Source organism: Streptomyces sp. NPDC051172 (assembly GCF_040682555.1).
GTDB lineage: Bacteria > Actinomycetota > Actinomycetes > Streptomycetales > Streptomycetaceae > Streptomyces.
The window spans coordinates 125094-145396 of the sequence record NZ_JBFBBE010000001.1; the positions used below are offsets into that span (position 1 = coordinate 125094).

17 protein-coding genes are annotated in these 20303 nt (G+C 71.0%); 14 read left to right on the plus strand and 3 right to left on the minus strand.

The window, feature by feature from the left end; translation table 11 throughout:
- Positions 1 to 117: 117 nt before the first annotated feature.
- Positions 118 to 1830, minus strand: coding sequence for an IlvD/Edd family dehydratase (locus tag AB0N07_RS00525; RefSeq protein ID WP_365830555.1), 1713 nt, complete (start codon positions 1828 to 1830; stop codon positions 118 to 120).
- A gap of 48 nt (positions 1831 to 1878) precedes the next feature.
- Between AB0N07_RS00525 and AB0N07_RS00530 the strand changes: the two genes are divergently transcribed.
- The 11 genes from AB0N07_RS00530 to AB0N07_RS00580 all read left to right on the plus strand — a co-directional run bounded on the left by AB0N07_RS00530 (position 1879) and on the right by AB0N07_RS00580 (position 15586).
- Complete coding sequence (locus AB0N07_RS00530) at positions 1879 to 2703, plus strand: IclR family transcriptional regulator (protein ID WP_365830557.1); 825 nt, start codon at positions 1879 to 1881, stop codon at positions 2701 to 2703.
- Between the two features lie 56 nt (positions 2704 to 2759).
- A complete protein-coding gene (locus tag AB0N07_RS00535) occupies positions 2760 to 3620 on the plus strand; it encodes a fumarylacetoacetate hydrolase family protein (protein ID WP_365830559.1) in 861 nt (286 codons plus the stop codon).
- An 11-nt stretch (positions 3621 to 3631) separates the two neighbouring features.
- Complete coding sequence (locus tag AB0N07_RS00540) at positions 3632 to 4648, plus strand: alcohol dehydrogenase catalytic domain-containing protein (RefSeq protein ID WP_365830561.1); 1017 nt, start codon at positions 3632 to 3634, stop codon at positions 4646 to 4648.
- A 106-nt stretch (positions 4649 to 4754) separates the two neighbouring features.
- Complete coding sequence (locus tag AB0N07_RS00545) at positions 4755 to 6383, plus strand: serine/threonine-protein kinase (protein WP_365830563.1); 1629 nt, start codon at positions 4755 to 4757, stop codon at positions 6381 to 6383.
- A 122-nt stretch (positions 6384 to 6505) separates the two neighbouring features.
- Complete coding sequence (locus AB0N07_RS00550; protein WP_365830565.1) at positions 6506 to 6649, plus strand: hypothetical protein; 144 nt, start codon at positions 6506 to 6508, stop codon at positions 6647 to 6649.
- 148 nt (positions 6650 to 6797) lie between these two features.
- On the plus strand, positions 6798 to 7940 hold the full coding sequence (locus AB0N07_RS00555) for a LacI family DNA-binding transcriptional regulator (protein WP_365830567.1): 1143 nt from the start codon (positions 6798 to 6800) through the stop codon (positions 7938 to 7940).
- 354 nt (positions 7941 to 8294) lie between these two features.
- Positions 8295 to 9686, plus strand: coding sequence for an extracellular solute-binding protein (locus AB0N07_RS00560; RefSeq protein ID WP_365830569.1), 1392 nt, complete (start codon positions 8295 to 8297; stop codon positions 9684 to 9686).
- Position 9687: 1 nt separating this feature from the next.
- A complete protein-coding gene (locus AB0N07_RS00565) occupies positions 9688 to 10602 on the plus strand; it encodes a sugar ABC transporter permease (RefSeq protein WP_365830571.1) in 915 nt (304 codons plus the stop codon).
- Complete coding sequence (locus AB0N07_RS00570; RefSeq protein WP_365830573.1) at positions 10602 to 11573, plus strand: carbohydrate ABC transporter permease; 972 nt, start codon at positions 10602 to 10604, stop codon at positions 11571 to 11573. The genes AB0N07_RS00565 and AB0N07_RS00570 overlap by 1 nt, the downstream gene beginning before the upstream one ends.
- Positions 11574 to 11612: 39 nt before the next feature.
- Entirely contained in the window at positions 11613 to 13763 is a 2151-nt protein-coding gene (locus tag AB0N07_RS00575) for a beta-galactosidase (protein WP_365830575.1), read from the plus strand.
- Between the two features lie 17 nt (positions 13764 to 13780).
- On the plus strand, positions 13781 to 15586 hold the full coding sequence (locus AB0N07_RS00580) for an RICIN domain-containing protein (protein ID WP_365830577.1): 1806 nt from the start codon (positions 13781 to 13783) through the stop codon (positions 15584 to 15586).
- Positions 15587 to 15665: 79 nt separating this feature from the next.
- On the opposite strand, the gene AB0N07_RS00585 is transcribed toward AB0N07_RS00580, so the two are convergent.
- Complete coding sequence (locus tag AB0N07_RS00585) at positions 15666 to 16445, minus strand: hypothetical protein (RefSeq protein ID WP_365830579.1); 780 nt, start codon at positions 16443 to 16445, stop codon at positions 15666 to 15668.
- 109 nt (positions 16446 to 16554) lie between these two features.
- On the minus strand, positions 16555 to 17136 hold the full coding sequence (locus tag AB0N07_RS00590) for an XRE family transcriptional regulator (protein ID WP_365830581.1): 582 nt from the start codon (positions 17134 to 17136) through the stop codon (positions 16555 to 16557).
- An 80-nt stretch (positions 17137 to 17216) separates the two neighbouring features.
- Between AB0N07_RS00590 and AB0N07_RS00595 the strand changes: the two genes are divergently transcribed.
- Genes AB0N07_RS00595 through AB0N07_RS00605 form a run of 3 tightly spaced genes read left to right on the plus strand, consistent with a single transcriptional unit; the run spans position 17217 to position 20268 of the window.
- Positions 17217 to 18218: an NAD(P)/FAD-dependent oxidoreductase gene (locus AB0N07_RS00595; RefSeq protein WP_365830583.1), complete on the plus strand. Its 1002-nt coding sequence runs from the start codon at positions 17217 to 17219 to the stop codon at positions 18216 to 18218.
- Between the two features lie 29 nt (positions 18219 to 18247).
- Positions 18248 to 19786, plus strand: coding sequence for an ATP-dependent DNA ligase (locus tag AB0N07_RS00600; RefSeq protein WP_365830585.1), 1539 nt, complete (start codon positions 18248 to 18250; stop codon positions 19784 to 19786).
- Positions 19783 to 20268, plus strand: a complete 486-nt coding sequence (locus AB0N07_RS00605) for an NUDIX domain-containing protein (RefSeq protein WP_365830587.1) — start codon at positions 19783 to 19785, stop codon at positions 20266 to 20268. The genes AB0N07_RS00600 and AB0N07_RS00605 overlap by 4 nt, the downstream gene beginning before the upstream one ends.
- Positions 20269 to 20303 lie beyond the last annotated feature (35 nt).

Genomic DNA, 20303 nt, shown 5'->3' on the forward strand with positions numbered 1-20303 from the left:
CCGCGGGTTCGCCGCCCGGCAGGAACCGCAACCACAAGACCTCGCACCGCACCCACACCCCGCCGGCACTGAACCCGGCATCGCGGACCGGCCCCCCCGGCGGCGCAGTTGCGTCGCTCAGTGCGACTCGCGGCTCACCTCCGAGCCGCTGGAGCCGACGAGGAAGTCCAGGTCGGCGCCCGTGTCGGCCTGCAGGACGTGGTCGACGTAGAGGCGTTCCCAGCCGCGGCGGGGGTTGGCGAAACCGGTGACGGTCGCCTTGTCGGGGGTGCGGGCGGCGAGTTCGTCGGCGGGTACGTCCACGTCGATGCGGCGGGCTTCGACGTCGAGGGAGATGACGTCCCCCGTGCGCACCAGCGCGAGGGGGCCGCCCGCCGCGGCTTCCGGGGCCACGTGCAGGACGACGGTGCCGTACGCGGTGCCGCTCATGCGGCCGTCGCAGACGCGGACCATGTCGCGTACGCCCTGTTCGAGGAGCTTCTTCGGGAGCGGCATGTTCGACACCTCGGGCATGCCGGGATAGCCCTTCGGACCGCAGCCGCGCAGGACCAGCACGCTGTCGGCGCCGACGTCGAGGTCCGGGTCGTCGATACGGGCGTGGAAGTCCTCGATCGAGTCGAAGACGACCGCCCGGCCGCGGTGGCGCAGCAGATGCGGGGAGGCGGCGGCCGGTTTGACGACGGCGCCGTCGGGGGCGAGGTTGCCGCGCAGGACGGCGATTCCGCCCTCGGCGACGAGCGGTTGGGCGCGCGGGCGGATGACGTCCGTGTCCCAGATCGGGGCGTCGTCGAGGAATTCGACCAGGGGGCTTCCGGTGACGGTCAGGGCGTCGGGGTCGAGCAGGTCGCGGACTTCGCGCAGGACGGCAAGGAGGCCGCCGGCGCGGTGGAAGTCCTCCATGAGGAAGCGGCCGGCCGGCTGGAGGTCGACGAGGACCGGTACGCGGGAGCCGATGCGGTCGAAGTCGTCGAGGGACAGGTCGATGCCGAGGCGCCCCGCGATGGCGAGGAGGTGGACGACCGCGTTGGTGGAGCCTCCTACGGCGGCGAGCGCGACGATCGCGTTGTGGAAGGAGGCCCTGGTGAGGAAGGTTCCGGGCCGCCGGTCGGCGCCCACCATGTCCACCACCAGCCGTCCGGTGCCGTGCGCGGCCTTGAGAAGTAGGCTGTCGGGGGCGGGAGTTCCGGCCGTACCCGGCACGACCGTGCCCAGGGCCTCGGCCACCAGCGCCATCGTGGAGGCGGTGCCCATGGTGTTGCAGTGGCCGCGGCTGCGGATCATCGACGACTCGGAGCGGGTGAACTCCTCCTGGGAGAGGGTGCCGCCACGGACCTCCTCGGACAGCCGCCACACGTCGGTGCCGCAGCCCAGCGGCCTGCCGCGGAAGGTTCCGGTGAGCATCGGACCGCCGGGCACGACGACGGCGGGCAGGTCGACCGAGGCGGCGGCCATCAGCAGCGACGGGATCGTCTTGTCGCAGCCGCCCAGCAGGACGACGCCGTCGACGGGGTTGGCCCGCAGCATCTCCTCGGTGGCCATCGCGGCCATGTTGCGCCACAGCATGGCCGTGGGACGGACGTTCGTCTCGCCGAGCGACACCACGGGCAGGTCCAGGGGGATCCCGCCGGCCTCGTACACACCGTTGCGCACGGACGCCGCGACCTCGTTCAGGTGGGCGTTGCAGGGGGTCAGATCGGATGCGGTGTTGGCGATGGCGATCTGCGGGCGGCCCGTGAAGGCGTCGTCCGGTGCGCCCCGTCGCATCCAGGCCCGGTGGATGTAGGCATTGCGGTCCTGGCCCTCGTACCACTGCGCGCTGCGGAGCGTCACCTTGGCCTCTTCCAATAGTCGGTACGGCGCTCTAGAGTCCGGAACATCATGAAGCGTACGCAGACGTACGAGGGTCCGACAGACCCCGGCACGGACGGCTCCACCGGTGCCGACGGCGGCCGGCTTGTGGGCTCGGACCGGGTGCTCGCCGTTCTGAAGGAGCTTGCCCGGTATCCCGAGGGCGTTGGCCTGGAGGAGTTGACCCGGGTGATCGGCAGTCCGAAGCCGACCGTGCACCGGGCGCTCGCGGCCCTGCGCCGGGCGGGTCTGGCCGGACAGGACGCCCGCGGCCACTACGCGCTCGGGGACGAGTTCCTGCGGATGGCCTTCGCCCACCACGAGGCCCGGCCCGACCATGTCCGCGTCCGCCCGGTCCTGGAGGCGCTGGCGCAGCGGTTCGGCGAGACCGCGCACTACGCGGTCCTCGACGGCCGTGAGGTCGTCTACCGCGCCAAGGTCGATCCGCCCAGCGGTGCCGTCCGGCTCACCTCGATGGTGGGCGGCCGCAACCCCGCGCACGCCACCGGAGTCGGAAAGCTGCTGCTGGCCCGCCACTTGGAGACCGTGGCGGAGGTCGAGGCATGGGTCGGCGGCTCTGCCCTGGTGCGGCGCACCCCGCGGACCTTGTGCACCGCCGACGCCCTGCACCGCGAGCTGCAGTCCATACGTGAGCGGGGCTATTCCCTCGACGACCAGGAGAACGAGCCGGGTGTCAACTGCCTCGCCCTGCCCGTGTACGCGACCTCACCGAGGACGCCGTCCGGAGCCGTCAGCGTCAGTGCGCTGACCTACCGGACACCGCTGAGCGCCCTGGTCGAGGCGGCCGACGAGATCCGTGCCCTGCTCGGTCCCCTCGGCGAGCCCCACCGCTGAAGCCCCGCCGGGGGCCACCGACCCACCCCGCCGAACCCACCCTGGAGACTGAGCTCGTGTACCTCATGCGCATCGGCGCCGTCGGCGCCGAAAAGGCCGTCGCCCGCATCGACGACGAGACCTACGTGGACCTCTCGGACGTCGTCACGGACTTCGACGAGGCGTTCTTCGGCGCAGGCGGCCTGGACCGCGTCCGCCCCGTCGTGACGGAGCGGGCGGCGGCCGGGCAGGTGTCCCGCTTCGCCGGGGAGCGCATCGGCGCTCCCGTGGCCCGCCCGCACCAGATCCTGTGCATCGGTCTCAACTACCGCGACCACGCGGCCGAGAGCGGTATGGCGGTGCCCGACGAGCCGATCCTGTTCACCAAGTCGCCCAACACCCTGGTCGGTCCGAACGACGACGTGCGGATCCCGCGCGGGTCCGCCAAGACGGACTGGGAGGTGGAGCTCGGGATCGTCATCGGCCGGCGCACCCGCTACCTGGACTCGGTGGAAGAGGCGCGCGAGGCCATCGCCGGCTATGTGGTCGTCAACGACGTCAGCGAGCGCGCCTTCCAGCTGGAGCGGGGCGGGCAGTGGGCCAAGGGCAAGTCGGCTGAGACCTTCAACCCCGCGGGCCCGTGGCTGGCCACCACCGACGAGATCGAGGACGTCCTCGCGCTCGACATGTGGCTGGACGTCAACGGGGTGCGCCGGCAGACCGGCAACACCAAGACGATGGTCTTCGACCCGTACTTCATCGTGCACTACCTCAGCCAGTTCCTCGTCCTGGAGCCCGGCGACCTGATCAACACGGGCACCCCGCCCGGCGTCGGCATGGGCCTCACTCCGCCCGTGTATCTCCAGCCGGGCGACGTGATGGAACTCGGCATCCAGCAGCTCGGCACCCAGCGTCAGCACGTGCTCGGGCCCCGGTGAGCAGTGGCCTGATGCGCGCCTTCGTCCTGACCGGCCCGGGCAAGTACTCCGTGCAGGAGGTCCCCGCACCGGTGGCGGCACCCGGCGAAGTCGTCGTCGACGTCGAGCGGGTGGGCGTCTGCGGCACCGACGTGGAGTTCTTCACCGGGGCGATGGCCTATCTCCACCATGGCCACGCCACCTACCCGATGCGGCTCGGTCATGAGTGGGCGGGGCGGGTGGCGGCGGTCGGCGACGGTGTCGATCCCGGCTGGGTCGGGCGGCGCGTCATGGGCGACACCATGCTCGGCTGCGGGGTGTGCCGCCGTTGTCTGCGCAGCCACCGGCACGTGTGCGAGAAGCGGCAGGAGGTCGGCATACGCGGGGACCGGCCCGGCGCCCTGGCCGAGCAACTCGCCGTCCCCGCCTCTTCGTTGCACGCCCTGCCGGACTCCGTCGACGCCGTGCTCGGCGCGCTGGTCGAGCCGGGCGGCAACGCCCTGCGCGCCGCGCAGGCCGCCGCACCAAGCCCCGGGGACCGGGCTCTGGTCCTGGGACCGGGGACCATCGGACTGCTGGCCGCGATGTTCCTCCGTACGACCGGTGCGGAGGTCCACCTCATGGGCAACACCCCCAGCTCCCTCGCCTTCGCCCGCGCACTGGGGTTCGAGCACGTCTGGGCGGAGGGCTCGCTGCCGGACCTGCCCTTCGAAGCGGTCGTCGACGCCTCGAACGCCGCCCATCTGCCGGACCTGGCACTGGAGTTGGTCGAGCCGTCCGGCCGGGTCGTGTACATCGGGCTGGCCGGCGAACCCAGCAGGATCGACACCCGCACGCTCGCCCTCAAGGACGTCACCGCGGTGGGCATCCTGTCCGCCTCCCCCGGCCTCGACGCCACGATCCGCGCCTACGCCGCCGGGTCCGTCGACCCCAGGCCACTCGTCGCCGCCACGGTGGGCCTCGCCGAGGCAGGCCCCGTACTCGCCGGCGAGCGCCCGCCCGGCGCCGGGCCGGGCCCCAAGATCCATGTGGATCCCCGCTCGGGCTGAGGCGTGAAACCCGGACAAGAGCCCTGTCACGACCCAAGTGGGCCGATACGCTGGAGAACGGCCATGGACCGGGGGCGGGGCTGGGGGCGGGGGCATGGATCCACGGATGCAGCTGTCGGTGGGCGGATACGTCTGCGAGCGCGAGCTGGGTCGGGGCGGGCAAGGGGTGGTGTGGCTCGCCCGGGACCGGGCGGGGCGGCAGGTCGTGGTGAAGTTCCTGCTGCCGGGCAAGGAGTACGACGAGGTCGCGCTCGCCCGCGTACGGCGGGAGTTCGGTGCGGCGAGCCGGGTCGGGGAGCTGGCCACGGCGCGGGTCCTCGATGCCGACCTGTCCGGGCGCAGTCCGTACATCGTGAGCGAGTTCGTGCCGGGCCCCACGCTCCACCAGCATGTGGCCGCGGGCGGCCCGCTGTCCTCCGGGCGGCTGCAGTCCGTGGCGCTGGCCGTCGCCCACGCCTTGGCGCAGGTGCACCGGGTGGGTGTGGTGCACCGGGACATCAAACCGTCCAACATCCTGCTCTCCCCGGACGGACCACGGATCATAGACTTCGGTATCGCCCGCGACGACCGGCTGCTGGAGTCGGCGCTCACCACACCGGGCAGTGTGCTCGGTTCGCCCGCGTACATGTCGCCCGAGCAGGTCAAGTCGATGCGGGTCAACGGCGCCACCGACGTGTTCTCCCTCGGCGGCACGCTGTACTTCGCCGCCACGGGGCGGCATCCCTTCGAGGGGGAGAACGGCTACGAGGTGCTCGTCGCGGTGTGCGAGCGGGACGCGGATCTCGCAGTGGTGCCGGAGCCGGTCCGTTCGGTCATCGCCGACTGTCTGCGCAAGGACCCGGCGCAGCGGCCCACCGCCGCCCAACTCGTCTCCCGGCTCGCGGGCGCGGCGGAGGGCGCGCAGTCGCAGTCGGGGACACCACAGCCACCGCTGCCGGCGGCCGGACGCGGGAAGGGCGGCTCCCGCCCCGGCACCAGTGCCAGGCAGCTGCGCCTGTGGGGGTTCGCGGCCGGCAGTGCCGCGGCGGCGGTGCTGCTTGCCGTCGTACTGAGCACCGCCTCCTCCGGGGGAGCCCATGGCTCGGGCTCCACCTCCTCGTCCGGGAGGCCGAACAGCTCCGCGGGCTCCCAACCCCTCTCGTACACCGACGACTTGACCGACTCGGGCGACTGGACGCACAAGGACCCGACCCTGGCGAGGATCACGCACAAGGGCGGGACCATGCTGGTGGATCCCAGGACCGAGCTGGAGGTGTGGCCGCAGGCACCCTTCGAGCCGTCGTCGTTCGCGGTACGGCTGAGCACCCAGGCGGAGTGGTACGGGGGCGAGGGCGGGGTCGGGCTGTGGTGCAACGGCTCGGGGGACTACCGGAAGGGCTCCCGCTGGGCGACCTACCTGACGACAGGTCAGGAGGCTCTTATTGTGCGGGAGTTCCGCTTCAAAGGGGCTTTCCAGCATGACCGGGTCGTCGAGGTCGACCTCGCGGATGCGGGTCTGAAGGTGGCGAGTCAGCAGCAGGTCGACATGTCGATGACCTGTTCCCCGGCCGGTGCGGGCCGGATCAAGGTCGAACTCGGAGTGGACGGCACCCGGGTCGCCTCGTACACGGGGGCCGCCTTCGATTCCAGGGGCTGCGGGGTGGCCGCCTTCCACTACAGCGCGACCGACCCGCAGGGCACGGCCTTCCACGCCGGGTTCGAGCGCTTCACCGCCTCCGAGCCGGCGGGAGGCTGACGTCCGGCAAGAGGGGTGCCGCCACCGAGCGGCTGATTCCTCGGGCCGCGCGGCGTGTCCGGGTCGGCGGGGTGGCCGGCTCGGAGGAGGGTGGGCGGCACTGTCGTAGCGGAGGAGGAACCGTGAAGCGTCGTGTCGCCGCCGTCCTGGCCATCGCCCTCGCCGGGCTGATGCTGTTCGCGGGACCAGCCACAGCTCAGGACGGCCGTGGCGACGTCGAGAGCAACGACTGGAACATCCCGCTCACCAACATCGGCATCCTGTAGAGGTTGCGGATTGCGTTCCGAACCCTTGACGCCGCCTCTATGACTGCGTAGACATGACTACGTAGACATGACAGCGCAGTCAGCCGCGAGGTCAGCCGATCTGCGAATGGCATGATGGGGCTCGACCGAACGGCCACCGGGAGGCGCGATGACGCGAGGAACAGGGCGGGGCGCAGGCTCCGCCGCACCGCGCAGCGTGGACGTCGCCCGGCTCGCGGGGGTCTCGCAGAAGACGGTCTCCCGGGTCTTCAACGACGAGCCGTATGTCTCGGCCGACGTACGCCGGCGGGTGCTCGACGCCGCCGAGCAGCTCGGCTACCGGCTCAACAACGCCGCCCGCGCGCTGGCCTCCGGGCGCACCCGCTCGATCGGCGTGGTGACGCTCGGCACAGCGCTGTACGGGCCCGCCTCGCTGCTCATGGGTGTCGAGCGGGTCGTCCGGGACACCGGTTACGCCCTTCGCGTGGTCAACACGATGGAGGGCGACCCGGCGGGCGTCGCGGGTGCCGTGGACTCGCTCCTCGATCAGGGCGTGGACGGCATCGTCATCTCCGAACCGATCGACGAGCAGGCCGACGGCAAAGCACCCGCCCTCCGCCTCGACGTGCCGGTCCTCGTCATCGGCGCACCGCCGCCCGTCACGGCGCCCACGGTGCTGACCGCGGGCGACGGAGCCGACCTGATGGCCCGGACCGCCACCGAACACCTGCTGGACCTCGGCCATATGACGGTCCATCACCTCTCCGGTCCGCAGCGATGGTACGCCGCCCGGGACCGGCTGGACGGATGGCAGACGGCCCTGACCGCGCAGGGCCGCCAGGTGCCTGAGGTCGTCGCGGGCGACTGGTCGGCCGCCTCCGGCTACCGGGCGGGACGGGAGCTGGCGAAGGAGGGCGGCGTCACCGCGGTCTTCGCCGCCAACGACGACATGGCGATCGGACTGATCCGCGCGCTCACGGAGGCCGGCCGGCGCGTGCCGGAGGACGTCAGCGTCGTCGGCTTCGACGACATCCCGGTCGCCGCCTATGTGACTCCTCCCCTGACCACGGTGCGGCAACCGTTCGACGCCGTGGCCCAGGAAGGGCTCAAGCGCCTGGTGCATGCCATCGAGAACCCGAAGGCAGAGCCCTTGCCGCCGAGTGGCCCACCGGTCGACCTCGTCGTCCGTGCCTCGACCGCGGCGCCACCGCCGAGCCGGAAAACCCCGGCCCGCGGACGGCGCACCGCCTCCCGTGCCCACGGGACATCGAGTCCGCCGCTTGCGAACGGAGGCCTGTCCACCCGCCACTGAACCCCTCCGCAAGCCAGACCGACCACAGCCGTTGAGCTGCGTGCGATCCCCGTGCGAGCCGCTGTGCTGATCGCGCACCCGTCCACGAGCACCCCCGACGGACCGGCGCCACAGGGCCGACCCTGACCGCGATGGGCCCGAGTCAGGTTCACGCGCCCGCCGCCGCTTCCTCCCCACCCCGCTTCTTGTCTCCGACCCCGACCTCCGCCTTCAGCAGGTGGAGCGCTCAGCGGTCGCCCTCCACGAGGCCGCACACCGATTCGAGCCGCGGTCGTCGCGCCCTCGCACCTCTTTCTCACCCCCGCACGCCCTCGCCAGGCGTGCCGTCACCTTCGCCACCGGCGGGAGTTCACCATGCCCAGAAACACGTCCGTACCCAGCACGTCCGCCCTGAGCCGTCGGCTGTTCCTGACCGCCACGGGCGCCCTGTCGCTCGGCGCCGCCCTCACCGCCTGTGGCGGCAGCGACTCCGGCAGTTCCGCCGCGTCCGCCAAGCCGGTCAGCCAGGCCGACATCGACAAAGCCATGAAGACCCCGACCCAGCTGACGTTCTGGACCTGGGTCCCGAACATCGCGAAGGAGGTCGCGCTCTTCGAGAAGAAGTACCCGGCCATCAAGGTCAAGGTCGTCAACGCCGGGCAGGGAACACCCCAGTACACCAAGCTCCGTACGGCGCTGAAGGCGGGCAGCGGAGCCCCCGACATGGTGCAGATCGAGTACCAGGCCATCCCTACCTTCACGATCACCGACAGCCTGCTGGACCTGCGGCCGTACGGTGCCTCCGCGCTCAAGTCCGCGTTCGTGGACTGGACCTGGGGCCAGGTCAGCGGGCCGAAGGGGGAGGTCTGGGCGATACCGCAGGACACCGGCCCGATGGGCATGCTGTACCGGCAGGACATCTTCGACAAGCACGGCATCGAAGTACCCAGGACCTGGGACGAGTTCGCGGCCGCCGCACGCAAGCTGCACAAGGCGGACCCGGACGTCTATCTGACCAACCTCGCCGCCAACCAGGTCGCCGCCTGGCACGGTCTGCTCTGGCAGGCGGGCGCCGAGCCCTATGTGACGGCCGACAGGAGCGACATCACCATCCGCGTCGACGACGCCGTCTCCAAGAAGCTCGGCGCGTACTGGGGCGGCCTGGCGAAGGAAGGGGTCATCGGCGTCGAGCCGGACTTCACCGACTCCTGGTACGCCGCCCTCAACAAGGGCAAGTACGCCACCTGGATCACCGCCGCCTGGGGGCCCGTGTTCCTCTCCGGCTCCGCCAAGGCGACGGCGGGCAAGTGGAGGGCGGCCCCGCTGCCGCAGTGGGACGCCGCCAAGCCCAGCTCGGGCAACTGGGGCGGCTCCACCACGGCGGTCATCCGCTCGACCAAGAACCCCATCGTGGCGGCCGAGTTCGCCAAGTTCCTCAACAGCGACCCGGCCAGCGCGAAGATGTTCGCCACCGAGCAGTTCTTCTTCCCCGCCACCAGGTCCCTGCTCACGGACCAGTCCTTCGTGTCGGACGCGCCGTCCTTCTACGGCGGCCAGAAGGTCAACCAGGTCTTCGCCGACATCAGCACCACGGTCAACTCCTCCTTCCAGTGGCCGCCGTTCCTCGACCAGGCCGCGACGGACTGGACCGAGACGGTCGGCAAGTCCCTCGCGGACCACACCGACACCGTCCGGGCGCTCGGCACCTGGCAGTCCCGGCTGACCACGTACGCCAAGAACCAGGGCTTCACGGTCAGGGGAAGCTGACATGAGCGCCACGACCGCTGTCCCCGGCAAGGGGGGACCCAAGTCCCGTACGGCTCACCGAATTTCGGGGCCGCTGTTCGTCGCCCCGTTCATGGTGCTGTTCCTGCTGCTCTTCCTCGCTCCGCTCGGCTACGCCGCCTACCTCAGCCTGTTCCAGCAGCGCCTGATCGGCGGGACGGTCTTCGTGGGCCTGGACAACTACGTACAGGCCCTGGGCGACCCCCAACTCCTGCACGGCGTGGGGCGCGTCGCGCTGTTCTTCGTGATCCAGGTGCCGGTGATGCTGCTGCTGGCGCTGGTGTTCGCGCTCGCGCTCGACAGCGGACTGCTGCGGCTGGCGCGCGTGATCCGGCTGGGCATCTTCGTCCCGTACGCCGTACCGAGCGTGGTCGCCGCGCTGATGTGGGGGTATCTGTACGGGCCGGACTTCGGGCCGTTCGCCCAGCTGAGCCGGAATCTGAGCCTGCCGGCCCCGCACTTCCTCAGTGACGGCTGGATGCTCGGCAGTCTGGCGAACATCGTGACCTGGGAGTTCGTCGGCTACAACATGATCATCCTGTACGCCGCCCTGCGCACGATCCCGCAGGAGCTGTACGAGGCGGCCGCGATGGACGGAGCGGGTGCCTGGCGCATCGCCTGGTCCGTCAAACTGCCCGCGCTGCGGCCGACGCTGCTGCTCACCCTGCTGTTCTCCGTCATCGGCAGCTTCCAGCTGTTCAACGAGCCGAAGCTGCTGATGAGCATCGCCCCGGACGTCATCTCCAGCTCCTACACCGCCAACCTCTACGCCTACTCCCTCGCCTTCACCGGCCAGCAGGTCAACTACGCGGCCACGGTGTCCTTCCTCCTCGGCCTCGTCATCGTGATCGCCTCCTACGCCGTCCTGCTCACCGCGAACCGCAGGAGGACCCCCTGATGACGTCCCCCAAGCTCTCGACTTCGCTCGGCAAGGGGGCGCCCCCATCCACTCCCCCCGCCACGGTCGTGACGGCGGCCGAGCCGCCTGCCCCGGTGACGTCGAGGAAGCGCGGACCCAGGGCCCGCCGCAGCACTCCCCTGACCATCGCCATGCTGGCCGCCCTCGCCTACTTCCTCCTCCCCCTGTTCTGGCTGCTCATCGCCTCGACGAAGAACACCCAGGACCTCTTCAACAGCTTCGGCCTGTGGTTCTCGCACGCCCCGCAGCTGCTGACCAACATCAAGGCGACGTTCACCCAGGACGACGGCGTCTTCGTGAACTGGCTGCTCAACACGGTCATGTACGCCGTGGTCAGCGCGCTCGGCGCCGCACTGCTCGCGGCCGCCGGCGGCTACGGGTTCGCCAAGTTCCGCTTCCGCGGCGACCGTCTGGCCTTCAACGTGGTGCTGGGTGCCGTCATGGTCCCGACCACCGCGCTGGCCATCCCGACATATCTGCTCTTCGCGAAGGCGGGCCTGGTCAACACCCCGTGGGCGATCATCCTGCCGTCCCTGGTCAACCCGTTCGGCCTCTATCTGATGCGCATCTACGCGGCCGACGCCGTCCCGGACAGCATCCTGGAGGCCGCCCGCATCGACGGCGCCGGCGAGGCGCGGATCTTCTTCCGGATCGCGCTGCGGCTGCTGGGGCCGGGCCTGGTGACGGTGCTGCTGTTCACCCTGGTGGCGACCTGGAACAACTACTTCCTGCCGCTGATCATGCTCAACGACCCGAAGCTGTACCCGATCACGGTGGGCCTCGCCTCCTGGGCCGCGCAGGCCCAGAACGGCGGGGCGGGCGCCAGCAGCGACATGCTCGCGCTCGTCGTGACCGGCTCACTGCTCTCGATCATTCCGCTCGTCGTGGCCTTCCTGATGCTCCAGCGGTACTGGCAGAGCGGCCTGGCCACCGGCGGCGTCAAGCAGTAGCCCACCCCCCTCTTCCCTTCCCCCCGGAGGTTTCCCTTCATGGCGGCTCTGCCTGCCCGCGTCCTGTTCGGTGCCGCGTACTACCACGAGTACCAGCCGTACGAGCACCCTGCCGAACGCCTCAAGACGGACCTCGACCTGATGGCCGACGCCCATGTCAGCGTCATCCGCGTCGGCGAGTCGGTCTGGTCGACGTGGGAGCCGGACAACGGCCGCTTCGACCTCGACTGGCTGCAACCGGTGCTGGAGGGCGCCCACGAGCGAGGCATCTCCGTCGTCCTCGGCACCCCGACCTACGCGGTGCCGCCGTGGCTGGCCCGCCAGTACCCGGAGATCACCGGCGAGCGGCGCACGGGTGAGCGCATCGGCTGGGGCGCCCGGCAGGAGGTGGACTTCACCCACCCGACCTTCCGCTTCCACGCCGAGCGGGTGATCCGCCGTATCCTCGCCCGCTACGCCGACCACCCGGCGGTGATCGGCTTCCAGGTCGACAACGAGCCGGGCCTGGAGCTCTTCCACAACCACGGCGTCTTCCAGCGCTTCGTCGACCATCTGCGCGAGACGTACGGCGACGTGGAGACCCTGAACCGCGAGTGGGGCCTGGTGTACTGGTCGCACCGGCTGTCCACCTGGGCGGACCTGTGGACCCCGGACGGCAACGCGCAGCCGCAGTACGACGTCGCGTGGCGCGCGTTCCAGGCCCGCCAGGTCACCGAGTTCATCGGCTGGCAGGCGGACATCGTGCGCGAGTACGCCCGCCCCGACCACTTCGTCACCACCTGCATCTCCTACACCCGCCCGGCGGTGGAGGACGACGAGCTGACCGACCGCCTCGACATCGCCTCCGGCAACCCGTACTACGACATGCAGGACGGGCTGCTGCTGCCCGATCCCACGCCCGACGGCCACGAACAGATGTGGAAGACCACCGGTGTGTGGGCGCTGTACCAGACCGCCGACTGGATGTTCTCCTCCCGGCAGGAACCGTTCCTGGTCACCGAGACCAACGCCGGCTCCATCGGCTTCGCCTGGGACAACCGGCCCGCCTACGACGGCCAGTGGCGCCAGGCCGCCTGGGCACTGGTCGCACGCGGCGCCCGCATGATCGAGTACTGGCACTGGCACACCCTGCACTTCGGCGCCGAGACCTACTGGGGCGGCATCCTTGCGCACACCGGCCGGCCCGGCCGGACGTACACCGAACTCGCCCGTCTGGGCGGGGAGTTCGAGACCGCGGGAGCACTCGTCGCCGGGCTCGAACCGGACGCCGACATCACGATGGTGTACTCGACGCCGAGCAAGTGGCTGATGCAGAAGTACCCGCCGCTGGCGAGGCCCGACGGTGAACCGGACCCGGCCGCCTACCACCGCATCTTCGACCCGTTCTACCGCGGCGCCTTCGAGGCCGGCCGGCAGGTCCGCATCGTGCACGCCCGCCAACTGCACGACCCGAGCGGCGAACGGGAGGGCATGACCCCGCTGGAGGCGGTCCAACGTCACCCCGTTCTCGTCGTCCCGGCGCTGTACATCGCCGCAGACGCGACCCTCGACTGGCTCGCCGACTACGCCCGCGCGGGCGGCCACCTGGTCCTGGGCCCACGCACCGGCTACGCCGACCACGAGGCGCGCGCCCGCACCGAACCGGCCCCCGGGCGGCTCACCGGCGCCGCGGGCGTCAGCTACGACGAGTTCAGCAACCTGGCACGGGACATACCCGTGCGGTCCGCACCGGACAGCCCCCTCCAGCTCCCCCAGGGCGCCACGGCGACTCAGTGGGCGGACGGCCTGACCGTCGCCGACGCCAACGTACTCGTCACCTATGACCACCCGCACTTCGGCCGCTGGCCCGCGGTCACCACCCGTTGTCACGGCGCGGGCCGGGTCACATATGTCGGCACGGTGCCCGGCCGGGACCTCGCCCGGGCGTTGGCCGAGTGGCTGACGCCGTCGGCCCGCCACGGCTGGCGGGACCTGCCGGCCGCGGTCACCGCGACGACCGGTACCTCGCCGGACGGACGCCACGTCCACATCGTCCACAACTGGAGCTGGGAGCCCGCGAGCGTGTCTGCGCCGGCGAACCTCTCCGACGTCCTCAACGGCACAACCGTCCCTGTCGGCACGGCACTTGAGCTCGGCCCCTGGGACGTACGCGTCCTCGTCTCCGCCGACACCGCCCCCACCCGTTCGTGAGCCCCCCAGGAGAGGCCATGCAGAGAAGAAGAGCCGCCAGAGCACTGGGCACCCTCACCGCGGCGTCCGTGCTCCTCGCGATCCCGATGACGAGCGCGCAGGCGTACGACCCCACGGGCGGGATCCTGTACCAGCTCGGGAACGACCCCTGCCTGAAGGGGCGGGGCAACTGCGCGATCTACCCCAAGTCGGCGCAGCTGCCGAGCGGACGTCTGGTCGCGGCGTTCGAGAAGTCCACCGTCGTGCCTCGGACAGGAAGCGCCGACGGGCAGACCCTCCCGGTCTACAGGAGCGACGACCACGGCACGACGTGGCAGCCGCTGTCGGAGGTCAAGGCCCCAGCGTACCTGTCCAAGGATCCCCGGTACGCGCACTACACCAGCAACTGGACGAACCCGTATCTGTACGTGCTTCCGCAGCGCGTCGGCACGCTGAAGGCGGGCACGCTGCTCCTGGCGAGTGTCGTCTCGGGCGACGACCAGTACTACAAGGAGCACAAGGCGGCCGACCCGAACTGGACGCCGTCCAACGACGGCGACCGCAGTGACATGGCGATCGCCCTGTACTCCAGCACCGACGAAGGCGTGACGTGGAAGGTCGCCAATGTCATCGCGACCGGTGGCCGGCAGGGCGGCAGCGCGGGCGCGATCGGGCAGAACGTCGCCGCCGCGAACACATACAAGCAGGTGGATCCCCTCTGGGAGCCGTACCTGATGGTCTACAAGGGCAGACTCGTCTGCTACTACTCCGACGAGAACGACTACACCGGTTTCGACCCGGCCACCGGTGTCCCGGCGCTCGACCCGGCGAACGGCACCGCCACGGACTCGCACGGCCAGATCCTCGTCCACAGGACCTGGGACGGGAGCGGCGAGAAGTGGAGCGCCCCCGTCGTCGACGTCGCCGGTCTGACCCAGGACGTGGGGGGCGGCAAGTCGGAGATCGGCGGCGGCCGGCCCGGCATGACGAACGTGGTCCGCACGACGGACGGCAGATGGCTGCTGACCTTCGAGTACTGGGGCGGCGGGGCCAATGTCAGATACAAGATCGCGGACGACCCGCTGAAGTTCTTCCACGGTTCCGCCACCGGTATGGGGGTCAACTCCCTGCCGGTGGTGGCGGGTTCGCGGCCGCTCGCGACGGGCGGTAGTCCGGTCGTCGTCGCGCTCCCGGACGGGCGCCTGGTGTACAACGCCGCCGGCAGCGGCGATGTCTGGGTGAATGAGACCGGGCGCAGCGACGGCGTGTGGAAGGAGTACCAGACGACCTCGCCGGCCGCCTACAGCCGCAACCTGCAGTACGTCGAGGGCACCGGCCGCATCGCGATCCTCAACAACCAGGGCACCTCGACGCTCGCGTACGCCGAGGTCGACCTCGGCCACTCCGACGGCGCCTACTACCAGTTGGTGAACCGCAGGACCGGCCAGGTGATCGGCACCGGGAACAGGACCAACGACGCGAACCTCGGCAACGGCGACGTCCCCGACGTCGTCCTGGAGGATGCCGGATCGGCGGCGGACCCGGCCACCCAGTACTGGCATGTCGTGACCGAGCCCAAGGGCGGCGTGACCCTGCTGAACAAGTCGGGCGGCCGTGCGGCGGCCATCTGGACCGGCAACGCGACGGTCGGGCAACGCATCGGCCAGTGGGTCGACAACAGCCCGACAGGCAGCTGGAACCTGGCCAAGACCGCCGACGGCTACTACCAGCTGCAGTCGGTCAAGAACACCGCCCTTTACCTGACGGGCGCCTCCGACGGGGCCCCGCTGACCTTGCAGAACGCGGCCGGAGACGGCTCGCAGGACTGGAAGCTCGTCAGGTGAGGGAGACGGTAGTCTGCCGCCGCGCGGACGGGCACACTCCCCCGGTCCGACCCGGCGGGACCGCCCCGGCAGACGCCCGTCATGAGCCGCACCCGCCGACCCGCTTGCTGCTCAGCGCCACGTCGTCCATGTGCATGTCGTACGAGGAGGGGGTGGGATCGGCCTGGTACAACTGCCAGCCCAGCCTGAGCCTGTCGAAGTGCGGGAAGACGAAGTCGTCCGCCGTGCCGCCGTGTTGCTGTGTCGACACTGCCAACTCGGGCTGCTCGGCACCGTCCAGGTAGACGGTGACGCGGTTGTCGGTCGCGTCGAGGTGGAATTCGACGCACTGCCAGGCCCCCGCCGTGGCGGGAGCGGAGGTCTTCCAGGCGGTCCAGTCCCCGGTGGGACCCAGATCGGAACCGACCCCCCAGAAGTTGCCCTTCGAGGTGGGAACGTACTGGCCGCCCAACGGCCTCACCAGCGTGGGGACATCGGAACCGGAGGCTTCCGCGAGGGTCCAGTGCGCCCAGGCGGGAGCCGTGGGCAGGCGGTCCACGCGCAGTCGCAGCCGGGCCCAGAAGCTGTTGCCGGCAGGCGCGAGACCGGACAGGGCGAGGAAGGCGCGGCCGTTGCCCTCCGTGTGGAGCCGCAGTTCGTGTCCGCGGCCGGTGGCGCTGGGCTCCACGGTCAGCGAACCGCCCGAGGTGTCGGCACTCCAGCCGCGGCCGGCGGTGACCGGCCCGAGGGGAAGACGGTCGAAGTTCTCCTTGAAGAAGGTCTTGTGCGGGGCGGGGGTGGCGGAGGCGGTGGGGGGTATCGCGAGCAGCGCGGCCGATGCGGCCAACAGCGCGGCTGCGATCTTCCTCATGCGTGTCATGGGCTCAGTGTGCAACACCAGTCACAGCAGTCACATGGGCAGGGGTTCACGAGAAGTGAAACGGCCAACAGCCGGGCGGCGGCGTCGAGTTGGCGTATCGGCCCGACCGTCATGACCGCTTCGGCCGCGCCCTCACATGCATCCGCTCCCCCTGCGGCCCGAACAGGCTCAGGAACTCCACCGGACCCTCCCCCGTCGACCCGAACCAGTGCGGCACCCGGGTGTCGAACTCCGCCGCCTCGCCCGCCGCCATGACGACGTCGTGCTCGCCCAGCACCACCCGCAGCCGACCGGACAGGACGTACAGCCACTCGTAGCCCTCATGGGTGCGCGGTTCGGGCTCCTCATTGCTCTGCGGTACCAGCACCTTGAAGGCCTGGAGGCCGCCGGGCTGACGGGTGAGCGGCCAGAAGGTGCGGCCGTGTCGTACCAGGGGCTTGCCGCGTACCCGCGGGTCCCCCGCCGGCGGCGCGCCGACCAGTTCGTCCAGCGGCACCTGGTGCGCCCGCGCGATCGGCAGCAGCAGCTCCAGGCTGGGCCTGCGCAGCCCGGACTCCAGCCGGGACAGCGTGCTGACCGAGATCCCGGTCGCCGCCGACAGCCCGGCGAGCGTGGCACCCCGCTCCTTGCGGATCCGGCGCAGGCGGGGGCCGACCTCCGCGAGGACCTCGTCCGTGTCGTCGTCATTCATGGAGGACATTGCAGTTTCGGCAAACAGGTTTGTCAATGCGGCAGCGGTGCGGCGACCGTCGGTCGTGGAGGTGGTCTCCCATGACCGAGAAGCACAGCGAGCAGTACGAAGTGATCGTCGTCGGAGGGGGCGCGGCCGGGCTCTCCGCCGCGCTGGTCCTGGGCCGGGCCCGGCGCCGCACGCTCGTCGTCGACGCGGGCGAGCCCCGCAACGCGCCCGCAGCCCATATGCACGGCTATCTGTCGCGGGACGGCCTGCCACCTGCCGAGTTCCTGGCGATCGGCCGGGAAGAGATCGCACGGTACGGGGTGGAGCTGGTCCGGGACCGGGTGGTGGACGTCACCAAGGGCTTCACCGTGTCCCTCGCGAGCGGCCGTACCGTGCACGCACGGCGGCTTGTGATCGCCACCGGTCTGCGCGACGAACTGCCGGCGGTGCCCGGAGTCGCCGAGCGCTTCGGCCGGGACGTGCTGCACTGCCCGTACTGCCACGGCTGGGAGGTCCGCGACCAGGCCTTCGGCGTACTGGCCACGACCCCGCTGAGCGTCCACCAGGCCCTGATGGTGTCCCAGTGGTCGAAGGACGTGACGCTCTTCCTCCACACCGTGCCCGAGCAGGAACTGTCGGGCGACGACCTGCGCAGACTCGCGGCGGCAGGGGTGAAGGTGGTGCCCGGCGAGGTCGCGGAGCTGGTGATCCAGGACGACCACCTCGCAGCCGTACGCCTCACGGACGGCACGACGCACCCCCGCGAGGTCGTCTTCACCGCACCCCGGGCCTTCCCGCGGACGGATCTGCTGCAACGCCTCGGAGCCGAACTCCACGAGACACCCTTCGGCGCGTATCCCGTGGTCGATCCGACCGGCCTGACGACCGTGCCCGGCGTCTGGGCGGCCGGCAACGCGACGGGCTTCGCCGAGCAGGTGATCAACTCGGCGAGCCGCGGCTACCGCGCGGGCGCCACGATCAACGGGGATCTGCTGATGGCGGACCTTGACGCAGCCCCGCAAGGGGCGCGAGGAACTGCGCGACCAGCCACAACGGACCCGCAGACGAAACACAGGCCGTCCCCCCGGGTGTAACCCAGCGGAGCGCACCGCACCATGGCTTCATGCTGCTCGCCCGCCTGGCCCAAGTCTCGCAGGAGGTCGCCGCCACCTCGGCGCGGTCCCGGAAGATCGCTCTGCTCGCCGAGCTGTTCCGGGACGCCGAGACGGACGACGTGCCGATCGTGATCCCGTATCTGGCGGGACGGCTGCCGCAGGGGCGGCTCGGCATCGGCTGGAAGGTGCTCAGCCGCCGTGTCGCTCCGGCCGCCGAACCCACGCTCACCGTGCGGGAGGTGGACGGCCTCCTCGGCGAGCTGGGCAAGGTCTCGGGCACCGGCTCGCAGGCGGAACGAGTCCGGCTGGTCGGAGAGTTGATGGGTGCGGCCACCGAGGACGAGCAGCGGTTCCTGCTCGGGCTGCTCACCGGTGAGGTGCGGCAGGGCGCCCTGGACGCCGTCGCCGTCGAGGGCCTGGCGCAGGCCACCGAGGCGCCGCCCGCGGACGTACGCCGGGCGGTGATGCTGGCGGGCTCCCTGCAGACGGTGGCACAGGCGCTGCTCGCCGACGGGCCGGCGGCCCTGGACCGCTTCCGCCTCACCGTCGGCCGCCCGGTCCTGCCGATGCTGGCGCACAGCGCCTCCTCGGTGGCCGAGGCGGTCGACAAGCTCGGCGCGTGCGCGGTCGAGGAGAAGCTGGACGGCATCCGGGTGCAGGTCCACCGGGACGGCGACAGCGTAGGGATCTACACCCGCACCCTCGACGACATCACCGACCGCCTGCCCGAACTCACCGCCGTCGCACTGGAGTTGAAGGTCCGCAGGTTCATCCTGGACGGCGAGGTGATCTCCTTCGGGGCGGACGGGCGGCCCCGGTCCTTCCAGGAGACGGCCGGGCGGGTCGGCTCGCGCGTGGACGTGGCCACGGCCGCCGAGACGGTCCCCGTCTCCCCCGTGTTCTTCGACGCACTGTCCGTGGACGACCGCGACCTGCTCGACCTGCCCTTCGCCGAGCGGCACGCCGAACTCGCCCGGCTGGTGCCCGAGCCGATGCGGGTACGGCGCGCCCTGGTCTCCGGGCCACAGGACGTGAGCGCGGCCGAGGACTTCCTCGCCGAGACCCTGGAGCGCGGCCACGAGGGCGTGGTCGTGAAGGGCCTCGACGCCGCCTACAGCGCGGGCCGGCGCGGCGCGTCCTGGCTGAAGGTCAAGCCCGTACACACGCTCGACCTGGTGGTGCTCGCCGCCGAGTGGGGCCACGGCCGGCGCACCGGCAAGCTCTCCAACCTCCACCTCGGAGCCCGCAACCCCGACGGCTCCTTCGCCATGCTCGGCAAGACCTTCAAGGGCATGACCGACGCGATGCTCACCTGGCAGACCGAACGCCTCCAGGAGCTCGCCACAGGCACCGACGGCCACGTGGTGACCGTACGCCCCGAACTCGTCGTCGAGATCGCCTACGACGGCCTGCAGAGGTCCACCCGCTACCCGGCCGGCGTCACCCTCCGCTTCGCCCGCGTGGTCCGCTACCGCGAGGACAAGCGTCCGGAGGAGGCGGACACGCTCGAGACGCTGCTCGCGGCGCACCCGGAGGTGAAGCCATGAGCGGCAGGCGCAGCGCCGGCCTGCTGTTGTTCCGGCACACCGGTGGCGGCTTGGAGGTCCTGCTCGGCCACATGGGCGGGCCGTTCTTCGCCAAGCGGGACGCGGGGGCATGGACCGTCCCGAAGGGCGAGTACGAGCCCGAGGAGGAGACGGCCTGGGACGCCGCCCGGCGCGAGTTCCAGGAGGAGCTCGGGCTGGCGCCGCCCGACGGCGAGGCGGTGGCGCTGGGCGAGGTCCGGCAGACGGGCGGCAAGACCGTCACGGCCTGGGCGGTCGAGGCCGACCTGGATCCGGCGACGATCGTGCCCGGCACCTTCCGGATGGAGTGGCCGCCGAGGTCCGGGCAGACGCAGGAGTTCCCCGAACTGGACCGGGTGGAGTGGTTCGGGCTCGACCGCGCCCGGGATGTGATCGTCAAGGCGCAGTCCGCGTTTCTCGACCGGCTGGCGGAGCACTCGGAGGAATCCGAGCAATCGGATTAACCGCACGGCCGCCCACGCGTTGCGGTCACCGGCAG

What these genes read in the sequence shown, in the direction of transcription:
- AB0N07_RS00530 (WP_365830557.1), top strand. Translation starts at nt 1,879, where the DNA reads ATGAAGCGTACGCAGACGTACGAGGGTCCGACAGACCCCGGCACGGAC.
- AB0N07_RS00540 (WP_365830561.1), top strand. Translation starts at nt 3,632, where the DNA reads ATGCGCGCCTTCGTCCTGACCGGCCCGGGCAAGTACTCCGTGCAGGAG.
- AB0N07_RS00545 (WP_365830563.1), top strand. Translation starts at nt 4,755, where the DNA reads ATGCAGCTGTCGGTGGGCGGATACGTCTGCGAGCGCGAGCTGGGTCGG.
- AB0N07_RS00555 (WP_365830567.1), top strand. Translation starts at nt 6,798, where the DNA reads ATGACGCGAGGAACAGGGCGGGGCGCAGGCTCCGCCGCACCGCGCAGC.
- AB0N07_RS00560 (WP_365830569.1), top strand. Translation starts at nt 8,295, where the DNA reads ATGCCCAGAAACACGTCCGTACCCAGCACGTCCGCCCTGAGCCGTCGG.
- AB0N07_RS00565 (WP_365830571.1), top strand. Translation starts at nt 9,688, where the DNA reads ATGAGCGCCACGACCGCTGTCCCCGGCAAGGGGGGACCCAAGTCCCGT.
- AB0N07_RS00570 (WP_365830573.1), top strand. Translation starts at nt 10,602, where the DNA reads ATGACGTCCCCCAAGCTCTCGACTTCGCTCGGCAAGGGGGCGCCCCCA.
- AB0N07_RS00575 (WP_365830575.1), top strand. Translation starts at nt 11,613, where the DNA reads ATGGCGGCTCTGCCTGCCCGCGTCCTGTTCGGTGCCGCGTACTACCAC.
- AB0N07_RS00580 (WP_365830577.1), top strand. Translation starts at nt 13,781, where the DNA reads ATGCAGAGAAGAAGAGCCGCCAGAGCACTGGGCACCCTCACCGCGGCG.
- AB0N07_RS00585 (WP_365830579.1), bottom strand. Translation starts at nt 16,445, where the DNA reads ATGACACGCATGAGGAAGATCGCAGCCGCGCTGTTGGCCGCATCGGCC.
- AB0N07_RS00590 (WP_365830581.1), bottom strand. Translation starts at nt 17,136, where the DNA reads ATGAATGACGACGACACGGACGAGGTCCTCGCGGAGGTCGGCCCCCGC.
- AB0N07_RS00595 (WP_365830583.1), top strand. Translation starts at nt 17,217, where the DNA reads ATGACCGAGAAGCACAGCGAGCAGTACGAAGTGATCGTCGTCGGAGGG.
- AB0N07_RS00600 (WP_365830585.1), top strand. Translation starts at nt 18,248, where the DNA reads ATGCTGCTCGCCCGCCTGGCCCAAGTCTCGCAGGAGGTCGCCGCCACC.
- AB0N07_RS00605 (WP_365830587.1), top strand. Translation starts at nt 19,783, where the DNA reads ATGAGCGGCAGGCGCAGCGCCGGCCTGCTGTTGTTCCGGCACACCGGT.